This window comes from Massilia rhizosphaerae, from assembly GCF_016093545.1.
In the GTDB taxonomy this organism is placed as follows: domain Bacteria; phylum Pseudomonadota; class Gammaproteobacteria; order Burkholderiales; family Burkholderiaceae_D; genus Telluria; species Telluria rhizosphaerae.
Map to the genome: position 1 here is coordinate 88,274 of NZ_JADKYX010000003.1, position 16,488 is coordinate 104,761.

A 16,488-nucleotide genomic window follows, 5' to 3' on the forward strand; every position below is an offset into this window, starting at 1 on the left:
ATTGTGACCGAGTGAATGCGCGGGCCTAAGGTAAAGCAGTTCCACGTTCGTGACTGGTGAAGCTTATGGCCGTTGATAATAATTCCGAGAACAAGAACGGTATTGCCAGGATGCCTTCCGGCGTCCTGTGGCTACGAATCGGCGGACTGCTGGTATTGGTGATCGCCGCGGTTCTCGTCCTGATTTCCTTCCTCAATTATTCGAATTACCGGAAAACCTATATCGAGTCGAATCTAACTCGTTACCTGGTGCTGGCCAAGGACGTGCGCCAGGGGATCGTGTCCGATCTGAACATCGGTCTGCATCCGTCCGAAGACCTATACCTGATGCCGGCGCTGACCGAAATGGCGCGCCGTTACGACGGCATCCGCTACATCGGGGTCGTCGACGAGAGCGGCCGGCCGATCAGTCAGGGCGATTTCCCGGCCCTGCCGGCGCAAGCGTGGAAAGACAAGATCGCGGCCACGGCGACCGACACCTACTGGCGGTCGAGCGACGCCCAGGCATACCAGATCGGGCTGACGTTCACGAACAATTTCGATCTCAAGGCGGGCGCCGTCGTGATCGGCTACGACCGCCAGCGCATCGAGCGCGCCGTCGACGACATGATGCGCAAAATGTGCGTGGATGCCGTCAAGGTCCTGATCCTGTTGACGGCGCTGGCGCTGGCGGGCGTGTACTTCCTGACCCGCAGGTTTTCGGCCGAGCTGGTCCAGGTCGGCGCGACGCTCGACGCCATGTTCGACGCCGCCGAACCGCCGTTCGTCGCCGACCACATGCTCGGCGAGGACGTGGCCGGGAACATCAACGAATTCTCCGCGATGACCCACCGGGTCGTGCGCGAGATCGCGCGGTTGGAGCAGGAATTGCTGCCGCCGGGCGGTCCGGGCGCCGCTGCGGCGGAGGGCCGCGCATGAAGAAGCTGCAATTGCGCCTGGTGGTCCTGGTCACCACGATGCTCGCGCTGTCGGCGCTGCTGCTGTCTTGGTTCGCGCTGCGCCATTTCCGGGAAGAGTTGCCACCGCAGATGGCACTCACGGTGACCGCCGTCAGCCACTCGGCCGCCGGCGTTCTGGAAAAAGCCTACGAGTACGGCGTGCCGCTCGACAAGATGGTCGGCACTGTGGAATTCCTGGATGCGGTCCGCAAGGACAATCCCGACATCGCCTACATCCTCGTCAGCGACGCGCGCGACCGCATCCTGTTCCAGAGCGGTTACGCCGACCTGGCCGACCGTCCCGACCTCGAACTCGACCGCCGCACCAGCAGCGACGTCACGACCGCGGCCTTCGGCAATTATTACGACACGAGCGTGCCGCTGGTCTTCAAGCACCAGTGGGTCGGCACGCTGCATCTGGGCCAGGCGTCGGCGCTGGCCCGTCACAAGATGCAGGACGTGGCGTGGGACGTCGTCACGGTCCTCGTCGTGGCCAGCCTGATCGCGATCGAATTGCTGCGCTTCGTGCTGACCTTCGTCATCGCGACCCCGGCCGCCGTCACCCGCGATTTCCTGGCCCGCGTGCGGCAGGGCGATTTCAGCGCCTACCTGCCGGACGACCGCCTGGGCGGCATCGGCCAACTGAGCGCGCGCCTGAACGCCATCGTGGCCCGCATCAACGAACGCTATCGCGCGCTGCAGGCCCATGCCATCGATGCGGCCAGCGGCCCGGGCGAGCGGATCGCCACGCGCCTGGCGGGCTACCGCTTCCATGCGGCGGGCGAGCGCACCACGTTGTACGCGGCCGCGGTCGACCATATCCGCTGGCCGTTCTTCCTGCTGATCTTTGCCGATTCGTTGTCGCTGTCCTTCTTTCCGGTCTTCGTCGGCCATTTCTACTCGCCCAGTTTCGGCATGGCGAAGAGCGTCGTCGTGGGCTTGCCGATTTCGATCTTCATGTTCACGTGGGCGTTGTCGATGCCCTGGGCCGGCAGCCTGAGCGACCGTGTCGGCCACCGCAAGGCGTTCATCGTCGGCGCGGCGATCACCACGGCCGGCCTGGTGCTGACCGCCAATGCCCATTCGCTCTGGGACCTGCTGGCCTGGCGCTCGGTGACGGCGCTCGGCTACGGCCTCGTGTTCATCACCTCGCAGAGCTACGTCACCAACAACACGCCGGCGCACCAGCGCACCCGCGGCATGGCCGTGTTCCTGTCGAGCTTCTTTGCCGGTTCGCTGGCCGGCTCGGCCATCGGCGGCATTCTTGCCGACCGGCTGGGCCACCAGGCGACGATCCTGTTCTCCGGTGCCCTCAGCGCCGCGGCCGCGCTGTTCGTGCTGCGCTTCCTGCGCGCGAATCCGCACCAGGGCCCCGTCAAGAAAAAGCTGACGCTCCGCGATTTCAAGCTGCTGTTGCAGAACAAGAAGTTCGTCGCGATCACCTTCCTGGCCGCGATACCCGCCAAGATCGCGCTGACCGGCTTCCTGTACTACTCGGTGCCGCTGTACCTGAAACTGCTCGGCAATAACCAGTCGACCACCGGACGCATCATGATGGCGTATGGACTCGCGATCATCGCCCTGTCGCCGTTCGTGGCGAAGCTGGCCGACCGGGTCGGCAAGCTCGGCTGGTTCATCAGCGTGGGCGGCTATTCGTCGGCGCTCGCCATGTTCATCGTCTATTACTTCGAGTCGACCGCGGGACTGCTGGTCAGCGTCACCCTGCTCGGCGTCGCCCATGCGATCGGCGTGTCGCCCCAGATGCCGCTGATCAGCGACCTGTGCAAGGACGTGGTGCGGGAAGTGGGCGCGGGCACCGTCACCGGCATCTTCCGGCTCATCGAACGGCTCGGCAACGTGCTGGGACCGCTCATCTCCGGCCTCCTGATTTCGCAGTTCGGCTTCAACGGCGCCTTCCTGGGGATCGGGCTGCTCTGCCTGACCTGCGTCACGTGCTTCAGCGCGATGTTTTATTGGTTCGGCCGCAGCGGCGCACGGTCCGCTTCCACCGGTCGGTAACGCAAGAAAGGAAATGATGATGCTGCTTCGTAGCTTTCTCCTGGCGATGTGCTTCCTGTCCGCCGTGCTTCCGACCGCGCAGGCCGCGCAGTCGACGGCCAGGCACGCCAAACCGTTCAAGGTCATGATGATCCTGTATCGCGGCGCGACCGATGCCGAGAAGGGCTTCATGGATTACTTCAAGCGCCGCAACATCCCGGTCGACTACGTCATTCGCGATGCCCAGGCCGACGGCAGCAAGGTCGCCGATTTCGTGCGCGAGGCGCGCGAGCTCAAGCCCGATCTCATCTACACCTTCGGCACCACGGTCACCGCCGAAGTCGTCGGGCTGGAAGGGCATGTCGACCCGGCGCGCAACATCACCGACATCCCGGTCGTATTCGATATCGTCGCCGATCCGGTGGGCGCCGGCCTGGTCAGCAATCTGAAGTCGTCGGGCCGCAACCTGACGGGCGCCTCGCACCTGGTGCCGCTGCCGGCGCAGATGAATGCGCTCGAAAGCATGCGCAAGGTCCAGAGCCTGGGCGTGATCTACACGCAGGAAAAGCAGTCCACGCTGGCGGTCCAGGAATTGCAGGCGATGGCGCCCAAGTACGGCATGTCGATCAAGCTGTCGCCGGTCGTGCTGGATATCCGCAGCAAGCCGACGCCGGAAGGCATCGTCGCCGCCATGGATGCCCTGATCGCGAAGAAGCCGGAATTCATCTACATCCCGTCCGATTCGTTCCTGATCAAGAACGCCAACATCGTCGTGCGCGCCGCGCAGGCGGCCCGCATCCCCGTGTTCGCCGCGACGGAAGCGCCGATCCGCAACGACGGCGCGCTGCTGGGCGTCGTCAGCACCTATTTCAATGTCGGCGAACTGGCCGCCTACAAGGCCGAGCAGATCCTCGTCAAGAAGACGCCGCCTTCGCAATTGCCGGTCGAATCGCTGAACCGCTTCACCTACCTGGTGAACATGGGGTCGGCCAAGAAGCTGGGGGTGTATCCGCCGCTGTCGGTGGTCAAGCTGGCGGAATTGATTGCGCCGCTCGATACGACGGATGCGCGCGAATAAGCGGTAGTTTCATTAAAAAGACGAGAGGACGACATGGCAAATCCGAAGACGTTCGACTTGATCGCCGAGCAGTTGCAAGGCGTACGACAGGCGCCCGATCCGTTCCAGCGACAGCATATATTCCATTCGATCCTGGCGTATTGCGGCCAGCAGGAGAACGCGGCGGGACGGATGGACATGATGTACCGGTTCAGCGAATGCCAACGGGCGCTGGGCAATATGCTGCGCGGGAACCTGATGCTTGCCAACGACTTGATCGGTGCGATCGACAGGACGCCGCTGGCGTTGTCGTCGACGGCGGCGCGGTCGGCCATGGACGCCATCCATGCCGCGATGGTCGCGTACAAGCATTACGCCTTGCGCGATTACGCCGCGGCGCACGCCTTGCTCGACCGTGGCCGGGCGGCGTTCGGCGCATTGTTCGAGGACGGGTTCCCGCGCGCGGCACTGGCGCTGATCGACCTGGAGCTGAACGCCATCCGCGTCGATGTCGCCGCCGGGCAGACGGCGCGCGCCGTGGCGCGGGCCGTCGAGACCCTGCAACTGCTGTACCGCGGGCATGGGCGTCTCGCGCGCTTCGACATCGATTGGTCGGCCACGCTGTCGCAAGCGGAATCCGCGTCCATCAGTCATTTCTTTACCGATGCGCTGTTGTCCAAGTTGATCGGCACCGACGAGCGCGAGCACATTCAGGCGTTGTTCGCCGGCCTGTGCGCCGACACTGCGGACTGGGAGCGGAGCGACCTGCGCGCGGCCTTCGGCCATTACGAACGACTGTTGAATGGGCGTTCGTCCGATGCGCTGGACCGTGAATTCGTCGTAGGCGGCGCGCTGGCCGGATTGCCGTCGTCGCTCCAGTACCTGATCGTCTTCGCGATGCTGGCCGGCGCCCCGCATGCGGCCAGTCCGGCGGCCATGGCGGACATCCGGCGGTATTTCGACGACCGCCCGGAAATCGGCAAGTTGCGCCTGTGCGCATGGTACGACGAACGCACGCTCTCCGCTGGACAGGGCGGGACGGACCACGCGGCGCCGGGCATCCCCGCACTGGCGTGAGCGCGGCGCAAAAAAATATCCGGGCCGGCAGGCAAGCGGTCATTTTCCGAGAAAGAGCCATGAATAATAGATACAAGCTGTCTTCGTACGTGGTGGTGACGGACCTGATCGACGCGAATACGTCGTCCGACCCGTGGCGCATCGTCTACGCGACCCGGACCGGCAGGACGATGAAGCTGAAGGACCGGATTTATCGCCATCTCGTCGCCGGCGACTTCGCCCGGATCAGCGAATCGACGCTGATCGAATTGATGAGCCTCGAAGTGATCGTCCGCGCGGACGAGGACGAGTTCGAGGAAGTCCTGCGCCAGAACATCGCCGCGCTCGAGAATTCGAAGACGCTCGACGTGACGATCCAGCCGACCGCCAATTGCCAGCTCGGGTGCACGTATTGCGGCCAGGTGCACCAGAAGAAGAACGTCGATACCGAGACGAGCGTGAAGATCACCGATCGCATCTGCGGCAATCTGGTGCGCGGACAGTACGAGGCATTGTCCGTCGAGTGGTTCGGCGGCGAACCCCTGATGGCCTTCAGCGAGATCCTCAGGATGAGCGATCGCCTGATCGGCTTCTGCGCCGACAAAGGCATCCGCTACGACGCCCGGATGATCACCAATGGCCTGAGTTTCAAGCCGGCCGTGTTCCAGCAGCTGCTGGAAAAACAGGTCACGCATTTCCAGATCACGCTGGACGGGCTGGGGAAAACCCATGACCTCATGCGCATCACGAAAGAGGGCGCCAAGACGTTCGACATCATCCTCAAGAACATCGTCGACGTCACCAGCCTGCCCGAATACATGGAGCGGCGCTGCAGCATCCTCGTCCGGATCAACGTCAACGAGCGCAGCGTCAAGACGCTGTTCAAGCTGATCGACCTGCTGGCCTCGCACGGCCTGCAGCACAAGCGCGTGCGGATCGACTTCGCGCCCATCGTCGACTGGGGTGGCAATAACGCGCAGAAGGACAGCCTGACGGCGGACGGCTTCGGCGTGGCCGAGATCGACTGGATGATGTACGCGATCAAGAAGGGCTTCACGTTCGGCCGCGTCGTCCCGAACAAGAAGATCGGGCCGTGCATGGTCGTCAAGCCGGATTCCGAAGTCTACGACGCGGGCGGGAACATCTATCCCTGCTACGAATATCCGTACACGCCGAAGTACGAAACGCCGGAATACCGGATCGGGCACGTGGACAGCATCGATACCGTGCGCAACGCGGATGCCGTCACGAAGAACTGGTTCACCGATATCAAGGGCGACATCTCGCCGTGCAAGCGCTGCAACCTGTTCCCGGTCTGCGGCGGCGGCTGTCCGAAGCAGTGGTACAACGGCGACGTCGCCTGCCCTTCGTACAAGTACAACATCGAGGACAAGCTGGTGCTCGATTACCTGATCAACAAAAAGGGATTCGTCGAGCGCTACCGGGACAATCCGGCCCAGGATCCGGCCCAGGATCCGGCGCGCACCGCGGCGTAGTCCGACATCGTTTTGCAGGAGACCGGGCACGCCCGACGTCATAAAACTATGGGCGTTTATCCATATTAATCGGAGCAATCATGACCAATCCCAATCTGAGCGATGTCCTGAGCAATACCGAGCAACAGGATCAGGCCAACGAAGTGTCGAAAGACGATGAAATCAGCACCGACGAGCTGGACGACCTGGCCGGCGGCGTGATGGCCGACTGCAAGGCGATGGCCTGCGGCGTCTTCTGACGACGTCCCGCGCCGCCGATTGGCACGCAACTTTTAGCAAGGGAAAGCACATATGAGCAATAGCAATTTGACCGACGAACTGGCCAAGGTCCAGCAGGACCAGGCCACCGAAGCGACCCAGGACGAGGAAATCGATACGGAGGCCCTGGACGACGTGGCCGGCGGCCTGATGGACAAGTGCAGTGCGATGGCCTGCGGCGTGTTCTGACGGCGAGCCTTGCGACGACTGCGTGGGCGGAAACGGCCACGCAGTCCGGCCGGCAGGCATGCCGGCCATCGCCCGGCTTAGGCGGCCGGTCGCGATACCGGGACCACCACGATGACAGGCAGGAAGCATGGGAATTCGCAGCATTGCACGGGCACTGGGTGTGGTCGGCGCGGGGCTGGTCATGTGCCTGCAGGCGCAGGCGCAGACGGCCGGTGCGGCGCGCCTGTCGCTGGCGGAGGCGTTGCGCCTGGCGCTCAACCGTAATCCGGACATCCGCGCCAGCGCCGAACAGATCGGCGTCGCACGGGGACAATACCTGCAGCAGCGCGGCCAGTTCGACACCCTGCTTGCCTCCGGCGTCAACTATGACCGCTCGATCACGCCGTATGTCGACACCAGCCTGCCAGTGAGCGCGTTCGGACAAACCCATCTGACATCCACCGGATACCGGGCCGGCGTCAGCCAGCTGCTGCGCAACGGCATGAGCGTGTCCGGCGCCCTGGATGCGGCATCGGTCGACGGCACCGCTGCCGGCGCGGCGCCGGGACCGCGCCAGAACGCGGTCAAGCTCGATCTGACCTTGACGGTGCCGCTGCTGAACGGACGGGGCAGCGAAGTGACCACGGCGGCGGAAGAGGCCGCACGGCTGACGGTCCTCGCCACCGGATACGCCCTGCGCGACCGCGCCGCGCTGACCCTGTACGACACGATGCTCGCCTACTGGGATTACCTGGAAAAGGTGGAGCTCGAACGGGTCGCGCTCAGTACCGCCGAGCGCAGCGCGGCACTGCGCGAATCGACCCGGCGCCTGGTCGAGGCATCGGAAAAGCCGCGGGCCGACCTCGTGCTGCTGGACGCGGACTATGCCGACAAGCAGGCGTCGCTCGAGGCGGCGCGACTGGCGCGCGCCGACGCGAAGACCGACCTCGGGCGCCTGCTGGGACTGGACGTGCGGGCGATCGACGCGCTCGGGGAGCCGGCCGACGTCTTTCCCAAGCCGCTCGACGCGCCGCTGGCCGACGTGGCGACGTTGTCCGCCCAGGCCATCGAGCGGCGTCCCGACATGCGCGCGCTCGCGCTGCAGCTGGATGCCGAGCAGCGCCAGGTGCGCGCGGCCGGCAATGCGCGCCTGCCCGTGCTGAACCTCGACATGGGGGTGCAGTACCTGAAAGTGTCCCAGGGCGGCACGCGCTACGGCTTCATCGACGCGCCCGGCCGCATCCAGTCCGCGCCGACCGTGTACGCGCGGCTGAATTTCCAGTTCCCGGTCCAGAACCATGCCGCCGACGGCCTCCTGCTCGAGCGTTCCTCGCTCCTGACGCAACTGGAGATCCGGCGGCGCGACCAGGCGATCGGCGTCGCGAGCGGGGTCGGGCGCGCGCTGCGCGCGCTGGCGTCCAACGCGCAGCAGCTGCGCAGCGCGCGCGACAGCCTGGTGTTGTACGAGACCGCCGTCAAGCAGGAGATCGTCAAGCAGCGCAACGGCATCTCGACCCTGATCGACGTGATCAATACCGAGGCCAGGTTCGTCAGCGCCCGGATCAACCTGTTGCAGGTGCAGCTGGCGTATGCGAAGGCGCTGGCGCGGCTGCGTTACGAAACCGGCACCCTGGTGCCGGCGCCGGCCGGCGACGACAGCCTGGGCAACCTGACGCTCGACGTCGCCGCGCTGACCGGTCCGGGCCCGTTGCTCGCGCATTAACCATCGACCCATCATGGAAAAACAAGGATTGTTCAGGCAGGTCGCGGTCAACCGGCTGTCCTCGCCCGAGGAGCTCGACAACCTGCTGCAGGTGACGTCGCCGCGCGGCTGGATCGCCCTGGCCGGCATCGGCCTGCTGGTCGTCACCGCCGTCGTGTGGTCGATCGGCGGGCGCATTCCGACCAAGCTGGTGGCCCAGCAGTGCATCCTGGTCAAGAACGGCGGCGTCAAGCTGTTGACGAGTGCCGCCAGCGGCAGGCTGTCCGACCTGGCCGTGGAGGCCGGCGACCGCGTCACGCGCGGACAGATCATCGGCCGGCTCGAGCAGTACGACCAGCTGGAGAAGGTCAGCGCCGCCGAGGCGCGCATGGAAGAAGCGCGGCACCGCTACGACCAGGCCGTCGCCCTCGCGACCCAGGCCGAGGCGCTGCGCGCGGCCACCATGACCCAGCAGGCGCAGAACCTGGTCCACCAGATCGCGGCGGCGCGGGAGCGCAGCCGGCTGCTCAAGGAACGCATCGAGACCCAGTCCTCGCTGTACGACCAGGGCCTGATCACCAAGCAGACCCTGATCTCGTCGCAGCTCGAGCTGGCCGCGGTCCGGCTCGAGATCGAAACGACGCAGGGCCAGGCCAAGCAGCTCGACGTCACGCGCCTCGAAGCGAAGAAGCAGAGCGAAACCGAGTTGACCCAGTTGAAGAACCAGCTCGACGAGGCGGGACGCAACGTCGCCGAGCTGCTGCGCGACACCAAGAGCTTCGCCGCCATCGTCAGCCCCTACACCGGCAAGGTGGTGGAGGTGAAGGCGGCGGAGGGCCAGCTGGTCGACCGCGGCACGCACTTGATCAGCGTCGAGCCGACCGGCGTCGACGTCAACGAACTCGAAGCCTACGTCTACCTGCCCGCGTCCGAAGGCAAGAAGGTGGCGGGCGGCATGCGCGTGGAAGTCAGCCCGAGCACGGCCAAGCGCGAGGAATTCGGCTTCATGCCGGCCTTCGTCGCGTCGGTGGCCGACTATCCGTCCACCGACCAGGGCTTGATGCGGGTGTTCGGCAACGACAAGCTCGTACAGCAGCTGTCCGGCACCCTGGCGCCGATCCAGATCGTGGCCGCGCTCAAGTCCTCGGCCACCAATCCGAGCCGCTACGAGTGGTCGACGCGCGACGGCCCGCCGTTCACGCTGCAAAGCGGCACGTCGTGCTCGGCCAGCATCACCTTGTCGGAGCAGCGGCCGATCGAGCTGGTGATCCCGGTGCTGCGCAAATTCGTCGGCATGGATTGAGCATGGCGGCGTTCCGACCCATCGCTTCCGCCGCGGCCTGGCTGCGCAAGGCGCGCGGGGGCGCCGGCACGGTCCGGCGCGCCGGCTCCCCCGCGATCCTGCAGATGGAGGCCGTCGAATGCGGCGCGGCCTCGCTGGCGATGATCCTCGCGTACTACGGCAAGTTCCTGCCGCTCGAGCAGCTGCGCGTGGACTGCGGCGTGTCGCGCGACGGCAGCAAGGCCAGCAACATCGTCAAGGCCGCGCGCAAGCACGGCCTCGTCGCGCGCGGCCTGCGCAAGGAACCGGCCGACCTGCGCACGATGCGCCTGCCCATGATCGTCTTCTGGAACTTCAACCACTTCGTCGTCGTGGACGGCTTCGACGGCGACGTCGTGCTGCTGAACGACCCGGCGATGGGCCGGCGCCGCATCGACCCGGACGAATTCGATCAGTCGTTCACGGGGATCGTGCTGGCGTTCGAGCCGGGCCCCGATTTCGTCCCGTCCGGGCAGCCGCGCAGCCTGGCCGACGCGCTGCGCCGCCGGCTGGCGGGCAGCGGCACGGCGCTGCTGTTCCTCGTGCTGGCGGGGCTGGCCCTCGTGCTGCCGGGGATGGTGATCCCGGTGTTCACGTCGGTGTTCATCGACCGCGTGCTGGTCGGCGGGCTGACCGGCTGGGAAGGGCCGCTCGTGGGCGGCATGCTGGCCACCGCGCTGCTGGTCGCCGGTCTCACGTGGCTGCAGAAACACTACCTGCTCAAGCTCGAGACGCGGATCTCGCTGTCGACGTCGGCGCGCTTCTTCTGGCACGTGCTGCGCCTGCCGGTGGCGTTTTACCAGCAGCGCTCGGCGGGCGACATCGGCGCGCGCGTGGGCATCGCCGACCGGGTCGCGAACATCCTGTCGGAGGACGTGGTGGCCGGCGTCCTCGGGGTCGTCACGGCCGCGTTCTTCGCCGCGATCATGATGTTCTACGACGTCGCGATGAGCCTCCTGACGATAGGCATCGCCGGCATCAACGTGCTGGTGCTGCGCTGGGTGTCGGAGAAGCGCATCGAGTTGAACCAGAAAATGGCGATCGACCGCGGCAAGGTGATCGGCACGTCGATGAACGGCCTGATGCTGATCGAGACCCTGAAGGCGTCCGGCGCCGAGTCCGACTTCTTCAGCCGTTGGGCCGGCTACCAGGCGCGCCTGACCAATTCCACGCAGGAGGTGAGCCGCACCTCGATCGCGCTCGACCTGCTGCCCAAGTTCCTGACTGCGACCAACGCCGCGCTGGTGCTGGGCATCGGCGGCGCGCGCGTGATGGCGGGCGACATGACCATCGGCATACTGGTCGCGTTCCAGGCGCTCGTCGCCAGCTTCGTCACGCCGGTCAACGCCCTGGTCGCGCTGGGTGGCAAGATCCAGGGGTTCCAGGGCGACATGGACCGGCTCGACGACGTGATGAGCCAGCCGAGCGAGGACATCGCCAAGAGCGAACGCGCCGGCGAGACGCTGCAGGCGGCCAAGCTGGAAGGGCACCTGGAACTGCGCAACGTCACCTTCGGCTACAGCCGGCTCGAGGCGCCGCTGCTGGAAGACTTCAGCATGACGCTCAAGCCCGGCCAGCGCATCGCACTGGTCGGCGGGTCCGGGTGCGGCAAGTCGACCATCTCGAAGCTGGTGGTGGGCCTGTACGAGCCGTGGGAAGGCGACATCCTGTTCGACGGCAAGCCCCGCGACGCCTGGCCGCGGCGCCAGCTGCTCAATTCGATGGCGGCGGTCGACCAGGACATCGCGCTGTTCTCGGGCACGATCCGCGACAACCTCTCGATGTGGGACGACACGGTGTCCCAGACCGTGATGGTGAGCGCGGCCAAGGACGCCTGCGTGCACGACGTGATCTCGGCGCGGCCCGGCGGCTACGACAGCCCGGTCGCGGAAGGCGGCGCCAACTTCAGCGGCGGCCAGCGCCAGCGCCTGGAGATCGCGCGTGCGCTGACGTCCAATCCGCGCCTGCTGGTGCTCGACGAAGCCACCAGCGCGCTCGATCCGCTGACCGAGAAGACCGTCGACGCCAACCTGCGCCGGCGCGGCTGCAGCTGCCTGGTCGTGGCGCACCGCCTGAGCGCGGTGCGCGACTGCGACGAGATCATCGTGCTGGACAAGGGCAAGGTGGTCGAGCGCGGGACGCACCAGGACCTGCTCGAATTGAACGGCAAGTATGCGAGGTTGATTGCGAATGAGTGAGAGCGAAAGCGCCGCCCTGCACGAACGGTTGCCGCGGCTGGGCGCGCCCGGCGCGCGCGGCGCCGTCCACCTGGTGCGGTCGAACGAGGCCGCGTGGTTCGTCGAGCGCGGCGGCGTCGACGTGTTCCTCGTCGCGGCCGACGGCGCCGCGCCGGCCGGCGCGCGGCGCTACCTGTTCTCGGTGGCGGCGGGCCAGATCCTGGCCTTCCCGGCGATCGACGCCGCCGGTCCCGAAGTGCTGGCCGTCGTGCCGGCGCCGGACACGCACTACCACGTGATGCCGCGCGCGGCGCTGCTGGAGGCGCTCGCCGCCACGCCGTTCGGGGTGACCGTGACGGCCTTGCTCGACCAGCTGGTCGCCAATATCGGCGCCGGCCTGCAGCGGCGCGTGCCGCCGGACAGCCTGACCCTGCGCGCCGGCGACCGCCACGCGGCGTCCGCGGGCGGGCTGACGCTGGCGCCGGAAACGCACGGGATCTGGGTCGAGCTGGAACGGGGCGAGGGCATGCTCGCCGAGTATTGCGCGCTGGCGCCCGGCCTGCCGCTGCCGGTGCCGCCGGGCACCCACGTGACCTTGGCCGCCGACGGCGCGCTGGCCAGCTGCGCCAGCGCCACGCTGGCCGCGCGCGCCGGCGTGGCGGCCTTGCTGGACGGCGCCGAGCGCCTGTTCCTCGTCCTGTTCGAGGCCGCGATCCGGCAGAAGCGCCGCGAGGAAGCGGAGGAGCTGAACCGGCTGCAGGCCAGGAGCGCGACCGGCAGCCGCCTGATGGCCGATGCGCTGGCCGGCCTGGCCGCGCTGTTCGGCGCCGCGTCGGATAACATCGGCGGCGCCGGCGGCGACCGCGTGCTGGCGGCCTGCCGCATCATCGGCGCGGTGCAGGACATCGCGTTCAAGGCGCCGCCGCCGCCGGCCGATCCGGGCGCGCGGCGCAACCTGGTCAAGGAGATCGCGCAGACGTCGAGCGTACGCACCCGCAACGTGGTGTTGAAGGGCGCGTGGTGGACGCACGACAACGGCCCGCTGCTCGCGCAAGTGGCGGCCAGCCGCGAGCCGCTCGCGCTGCTGCCGTCGCGCGCCGGCGGCTACGAGGCGGTCGATCCGGCCGACGGCACGCGCTGCAAGGTCGACCGCGAATTCGCCGACACGCTGGGTCCCTTCGCGGTGATGTTCTATTCCGGCCTGCCGGCGCGGCGGCTCGGCCTGGGCGACATCCTCCGCTTCCTGGCGCGGGGACGCGAACGGGATCTCGCCACGGTGGCGGGGATCGCCCTGGCCAGCGCGCTGCTCGGGATGGCGATCCCGCTGGCCAGCGGCCACCTGTTCGACAGCGTGTTCCCGGCCGCCGACCACGTCCAGATGATCCAGCTGGTCGTCATCCTGTTCATCGCCAGCCTGGTGACCTTGCTGTTCGAGGCCACGCGGGCGCTGGCGATGCTGCGCATCGAAGGCAAGGCCAGCACCGACCTGCAGGCGGCGATCTGGGACCGGGTGCTGGGCTTGCCGGTGCCGTTCTTCCGCAGCTACTCGGCGGGCGACCTGGCGACGCGGATCAACGGCGTCAACGAGATCCGGCAGATCCTGTCGGGGACCATGATCACCACCCTGGTCAGCAGCCTGTTCTCGTTGCTGAACGTGTTCCTGCTGTTTTACTACAGCGTGCGCCTCGCCTTCGTCGCGCTGGCGCTGGTCGCGGCGGCCGTCGCGTTCAACGTGGCGATCGGCCGCGCGCGCAGCCGGCTGGCCGGCGCCGGCGGGGAGCAGGCGGGCAGGGTGGCCGGCCTGGTGCTCGAATACCTGAGCGGCATCGCCAAGCTGCACATCACGGGCTCGGAGTCGCGCGCGTTCGCCAACTGGGCCGCCGCGTTCGCCGTCCAGAAACGCTGCGCGGTGCGCATCGGCGGATTGAACATCGCCGGCGGCGTGTTCTCCGCCGCGTTCCCGGTGACGGCCAGCGCCGCCATCTTCGCCTGCCTCGCGGCCACCCTCGGCGCCGGCGCCGGGAGCCGGCTGTCGACCGGCGACTTCATCGCCTTCAACGCCGCCTGGACCATTTTCCTCGGCGCCGCGCTGGCGCTGGCGCAGACGGGGATCGACCTGCAGACGATCCGCGCCACCTACGAGCGCACCAAGCCGTTCCTCGAGACCGTGCCGGAAGTCGACCCGGCCAAGCCGCACCCGGGCCAGCTTGCCGGCGCCATCGAATTGAGCAACGTCCGCTTCGCCTACGCGCCGGACGCGCCGCCCGTCCTCGACGATGTCTCGCTCGCCATCAAGCCCGGGGAATTCGTCGCGCTGGTCGGGTCGTCCGGCTCGGGCAAGTCGACCTTGCTGCGCCTGATGCTCGGCTTCGAGCGGCCGACGAGCGGCGGCGTGTACTACGACGGCCACAACCTGGACGAGGTCGACGTCGGCGCCGTGCGGCGCCAGCTCGGCGTGGTCCTGCAAAGCGGGCGCCTGATGAGCGGCGACATCTACAGCAACATCGTCGGCTCGACGGGCCTGACCCTGGACGACGCGTGGGAAGCGGCCGCCGCGTGCGGACTCGATCAAGACATCAAGGCCATGCCGATGGGGATGCATTCGCTGGTGAGCGACGGCGGCGGCACGCTGTCGGGCGGGCAGCGCCAGCGGCTCCTGATCGCGCGGGCGATCGTCAACAAGCCGCGCATCGTCTTCTTCGACGAGGCCACCAGCGCGCTGGACAACCAGAGCCAGGCCATCGTCAGCGCCAGCATGGACAAGCTGCGCGCGACGCGGGTCGTGATCGCGCACCGGCTCAGCACGATCATCAACGCCGACCGCATCTTCGTGCTGGACAAGGGCCGCATCGTGCAGGCGGGCGCCTACGCCGAACTGCTGGCACGGGACGGCCTGTTCGCGGAGCTGGCGAAACGCCAGATGGTATGAGGACAAACACGATGAAAGCCTGGATACTGATCTTCGCGGCCCTGCTGACGCTGGCCTCCTGCGACAGCGACACGCCGGCCCGGCAGCGCGCGCACCACCTGGCGGACAGCACGGGCCCCGTGACCGTCGCCGTGGCCTGGCCGCTCAAGCTGGGCAAGGCGTCGCTCGCGCAAGGCGTCGATCTGGCCGTGGAAGAGATCAACCACGAAGGCGGCGTGTTGAACGGGCGGCCGCTCAAGATCCTGTACAAGGACGATGCCTCGTCGCTGAGCAAGGGCCGCCTCGTGGCGCAGGAAATCGCCGACGATCTCGACGTGGCGGCCGTGATCGGCCACCTGAACACCTACATCACCGTGCCGGCGTCGCAGATCTACGAACGGGCGGGCCTCGTCATGATCACGCCGGGCGCGAGCGGCCAGAAGCTCACGGAGCGGGGGGCGAAGCTGGTCTTCCGCAGCCTGCCGGGCAATCGCGACCAGGGCCGCCAGATCGGCGACTACGCTGCCGCCCAGGGCTATAAAAGCGTGGCGATCTACTACATCAAGAACGATTACGGGATCGACCTGGCGAACTATTTCGAACAGCGCGCCCACGAGCTGGGCATCACGATCGCGGACCGCCGTTCCTACAACATGGGGGGCGACAACCATGCGGCCCTGCTGGCGGAATGGGCGGCATTCCTGAAGACGGATGCCGTGTTCCTGTGCGGCTCGCTGCCGGAAAGCGCCGAGATCCTGCGCGACGCGCGCGCGGCCGGCCTCAAGGTGCCCGTGTTCGGCGCCGCCGGCCTCGATTCGCCGGACTTGATCCGCCTGGGCGGCGACAGCGTCGAAGGCACGGTCGTCTTTGCGCTGTTCAATGCCGGCGACCCGCGGCCGGAAGCACGCGCGTTCAGCGCGCGGTTCCGCCAGCGATTCGGCACGGAGCCGGACAGCACGGCCGCCCAGGGCTATGACGCGGTGCGGCTGCTGGCGCACGCGATGAAGCAGGCCGGCAGCATCGTGCCCGCGAAAGTGGCCGCGGCGCTGCGCGGCACGCGCGATTACCGCGGCGTCACCGGCGTCAGCACCTTCAGCGCAACGGGCGACCCCGTGTCGAAACCGCTGGCCAAGGTCATCGTCAAGGGCGGCCGCTTCGTCTACTTCGAAAACAGCCCGCCAGCCGCCGGCACCGGTAGCCAATCCGGGTCGGCAAATTCGGGGTCAGAGCACATTTTCTCGAAAATTCGGGGTCAGAGCGTCATTTTTCCTGGTCGCGAAACCGCGTTTCGTCCGTCCGCCCGCGTGCGGGATAGCGGGTCGTTCTCTGCGGTGCGGTGATACGTTCGCTCCCTCGGTGCAATTTCCATGAAATGTGCTCTGACCCCGAATTTCCAGAAAATTGTGCTCT

At 67.1% G+C, this 16,488-nt stretch carries 12 protein-coding genes; all 12 read left to right on the plus strand.

Annotation, left to right across the window (positions count from 1 at the left end; translation table 11 throughout):
• Positions 1–65: 65 nt before the first annotated feature.
• Positions 66–917, plus strand: a complete 852-nt coding sequence (locus ISF28_RS06045) for a hypothetical protein (RefSeq protein ID WP_198116262.1) — start codon at positions 66–68, stop codon at positions 915–917.
• Positions 914–2,956: an MFS transporter gene (locus tag ISF28_RS06050; protein WP_198116263.1), complete on the plus strand. Its 2,043-nt coding sequence runs from the start codon at positions 914–916 to the stop codon at positions 2,954–2,956. Before ISF28_RS06045 ends, ISF28_RS06050 begins: the two co-directional genes overlap by 4 nt.
• 19 nt (positions 2,957–2,975) lie before the next feature.
• Positions 2,976–4,013, plus strand: a complete 1,038-nt coding sequence (locus ISF28_RS06055) for an ABC transporter substrate-binding protein (protein ID WP_198116264.1) — start codon at positions 2,976–2,978, stop codon at positions 4,011–4,013.
• A 33-nt stretch (positions 4,014–4,046) separates the two neighbouring features.
• Positions 4,047–5,069: a hypothetical protein gene (locus ISF28_RS06060; RefSeq protein WP_198116265.1), complete on the plus strand. Its 1,023-nt coding sequence runs from the start codon at positions 4,047–4,049 to the stop codon at positions 5,067–5,069.
• A 59-nt stretch (positions 5,070–5,128) separates the two neighbouring features.
• Positions 5,129–6,544: a radical SAM/SPASM domain-containing protein gene (locus ISF28_RS06065; RefSeq protein WP_198116266.1), complete on the plus strand. Its 1,416-nt coding sequence runs from the start codon at positions 5,129–5,131 to the stop codon at positions 6,542–6,544.
• Between the two features lie 80 nt (positions 6,545–6,624).
• Positions 6,625–6,783 (plus strand): hypothetical protein, encoded by a 159-nt coding sequence (locus tag ISF28_RS06070; RefSeq protein WP_198116267.1) that lies wholly within the window; start codon positions 6,625–6,627, stop codon positions 6,781–6,783.
• Between the two features lie 52 nt (positions 6,784–6,835).
• Positions 6,836–6,991, plus strand: a complete 156-nt coding sequence (locus ISF28_RS06075; RefSeq protein WP_198116268.1) for a hypothetical protein — start codon at positions 6,836–6,838, stop codon at positions 6,989–6,991.
• Between the two features lie 127 nt (positions 6,992–7,118).
• On the plus strand, positions 7,119–8,693 hold the full coding sequence (locus ISF28_RS06080) for a TolC family protein (RefSeq protein ID WP_198116269.1): 1,575 nt from the start codon (positions 7,119–7,121) through the stop codon (positions 8,691–8,693).
• 13 nt (positions 8,694–8,706) lie between these two features.
• Positions 8,707–9,975: an NHLP bacteriocin system secretion protein gene (locus tag ISF28_RS06085; RefSeq protein WP_198116270.1), complete on the plus strand. Its 1,269-nt coding sequence runs from the start codon at positions 8,707–8,709 to the stop codon at positions 9,973–9,975.
• 2 nt (positions 9,976–9,977) lie between these two features.
• Positions 9,978–12,191: an NHLP family bacteriocin export ABC transporter peptidase/permease/ATPase subunit gene (locus ISF28_RS06090; protein ID WP_198116271.1), complete on the plus strand. Its 2,214-nt coding sequence runs from the start codon at positions 9,978–9,980 to the stop codon at positions 12,189–12,191.
• Entirely contained in the window at positions 12,184–15,099 is a 2,916-nt protein-coding gene (locus tag ISF28_RS06095; protein WP_198116272.1) for an NHLP bacteriocin export ABC transporter permease/ATPase subunit, read from the plus strand. Before ISF28_RS06090 ends, ISF28_RS06095 begins: the two co-directional genes overlap by 8 nt.
• 11 nt (positions 15,100–15,110) lie before the next feature.
• Complete coding sequence (locus ISF28_RS06100; RefSeq protein WP_198116273.1) at positions 15,111–16,418, plus strand: ABC transporter substrate-binding protein; 1,308 nt, start codon at positions 15,111–15,113, stop codon at positions 16,416–16,418.
• Positions 16,419–16,488 lie beyond the last annotated feature (70 nt).

Coding starts and splice junctions, on each gene's coding strand:
- ISF28_RS06045 (WP_198116262.1), top strand. CDS start 66: ATGGCCGTTGATAATAATTCCGAGAACAAGAACGGTATTGCCAGGATG.
- ISF28_RS06050 (WP_198116263.1), top strand. CDS start 914: ATGAAGAAGCTGCAATTGCGCCTGGTGGTCCTGGTCACCACGATGCTC.
- ISF28_RS06055 (WP_198116264.1), top strand. CDS start 2,976: ATGCTGCTTCGTAGCTTTCTCCTGGCGATGTGCTTCCTGTCCGCCGTG.
- ISF28_RS06060 (WP_198116265.1), top strand. CDS start 4,047: ATGGCAAATCCGAAGACGTTCGACTTGATCGCCGAGCAGTTGCAAGGC.
- ISF28_RS06065 (WP_198116266.1), top strand. CDS start 5,129: ATGAATAATAGATACAAGCTGTCTTCGTACGTGGTGGTGACGGACCTG.
- ISF28_RS06070 (WP_198116267.1), top strand. CDS start 6,625: ATGACCAATCCCAATCTGAGCGATGTCCTGAGCAATACCGAGCAACAG.
- ISF28_RS06075 (WP_198116268.1), top strand. CDS start 6,836: ATGAGCAATAGCAATTTGACCGACGAACTGGCCAAGGTCCAGCAGGAC.
- ISF28_RS06080 (WP_198116269.1), top strand. CDS start 7,119: ATGGGAATTCGCAGCATTGCACGGGCACTGGGTGTGGTCGGCGCGGGG.
- ISF28_RS06085 (WP_198116270.1), top strand. CDS start 8,707: ATGGAAAAACAAGGATTGTTCAGGCAGGTCGCGGTCAACCGGCTGTCC.
- ISF28_RS06090 (WP_198116271.1), top strand. CDS start 9,978: ATGGCGGCGTTCCGACCCATCGCTTCCGCCGCGGCCTGGCTGCGCAAG.
- ISF28_RS06095 (WP_198116272.1), top strand. CDS start 12,184: ATGAGTGAGAGCGAAAGCGCCGCCCTGCACGAACGGTTGCCGCGGCTG.
- ISF28_RS06100 (WP_198116273.1), top strand. CDS start 15,111: ATGAAAGCCTGGATACTGATCTTCGCGGCCCTGCTGACGCTGGCCTCC.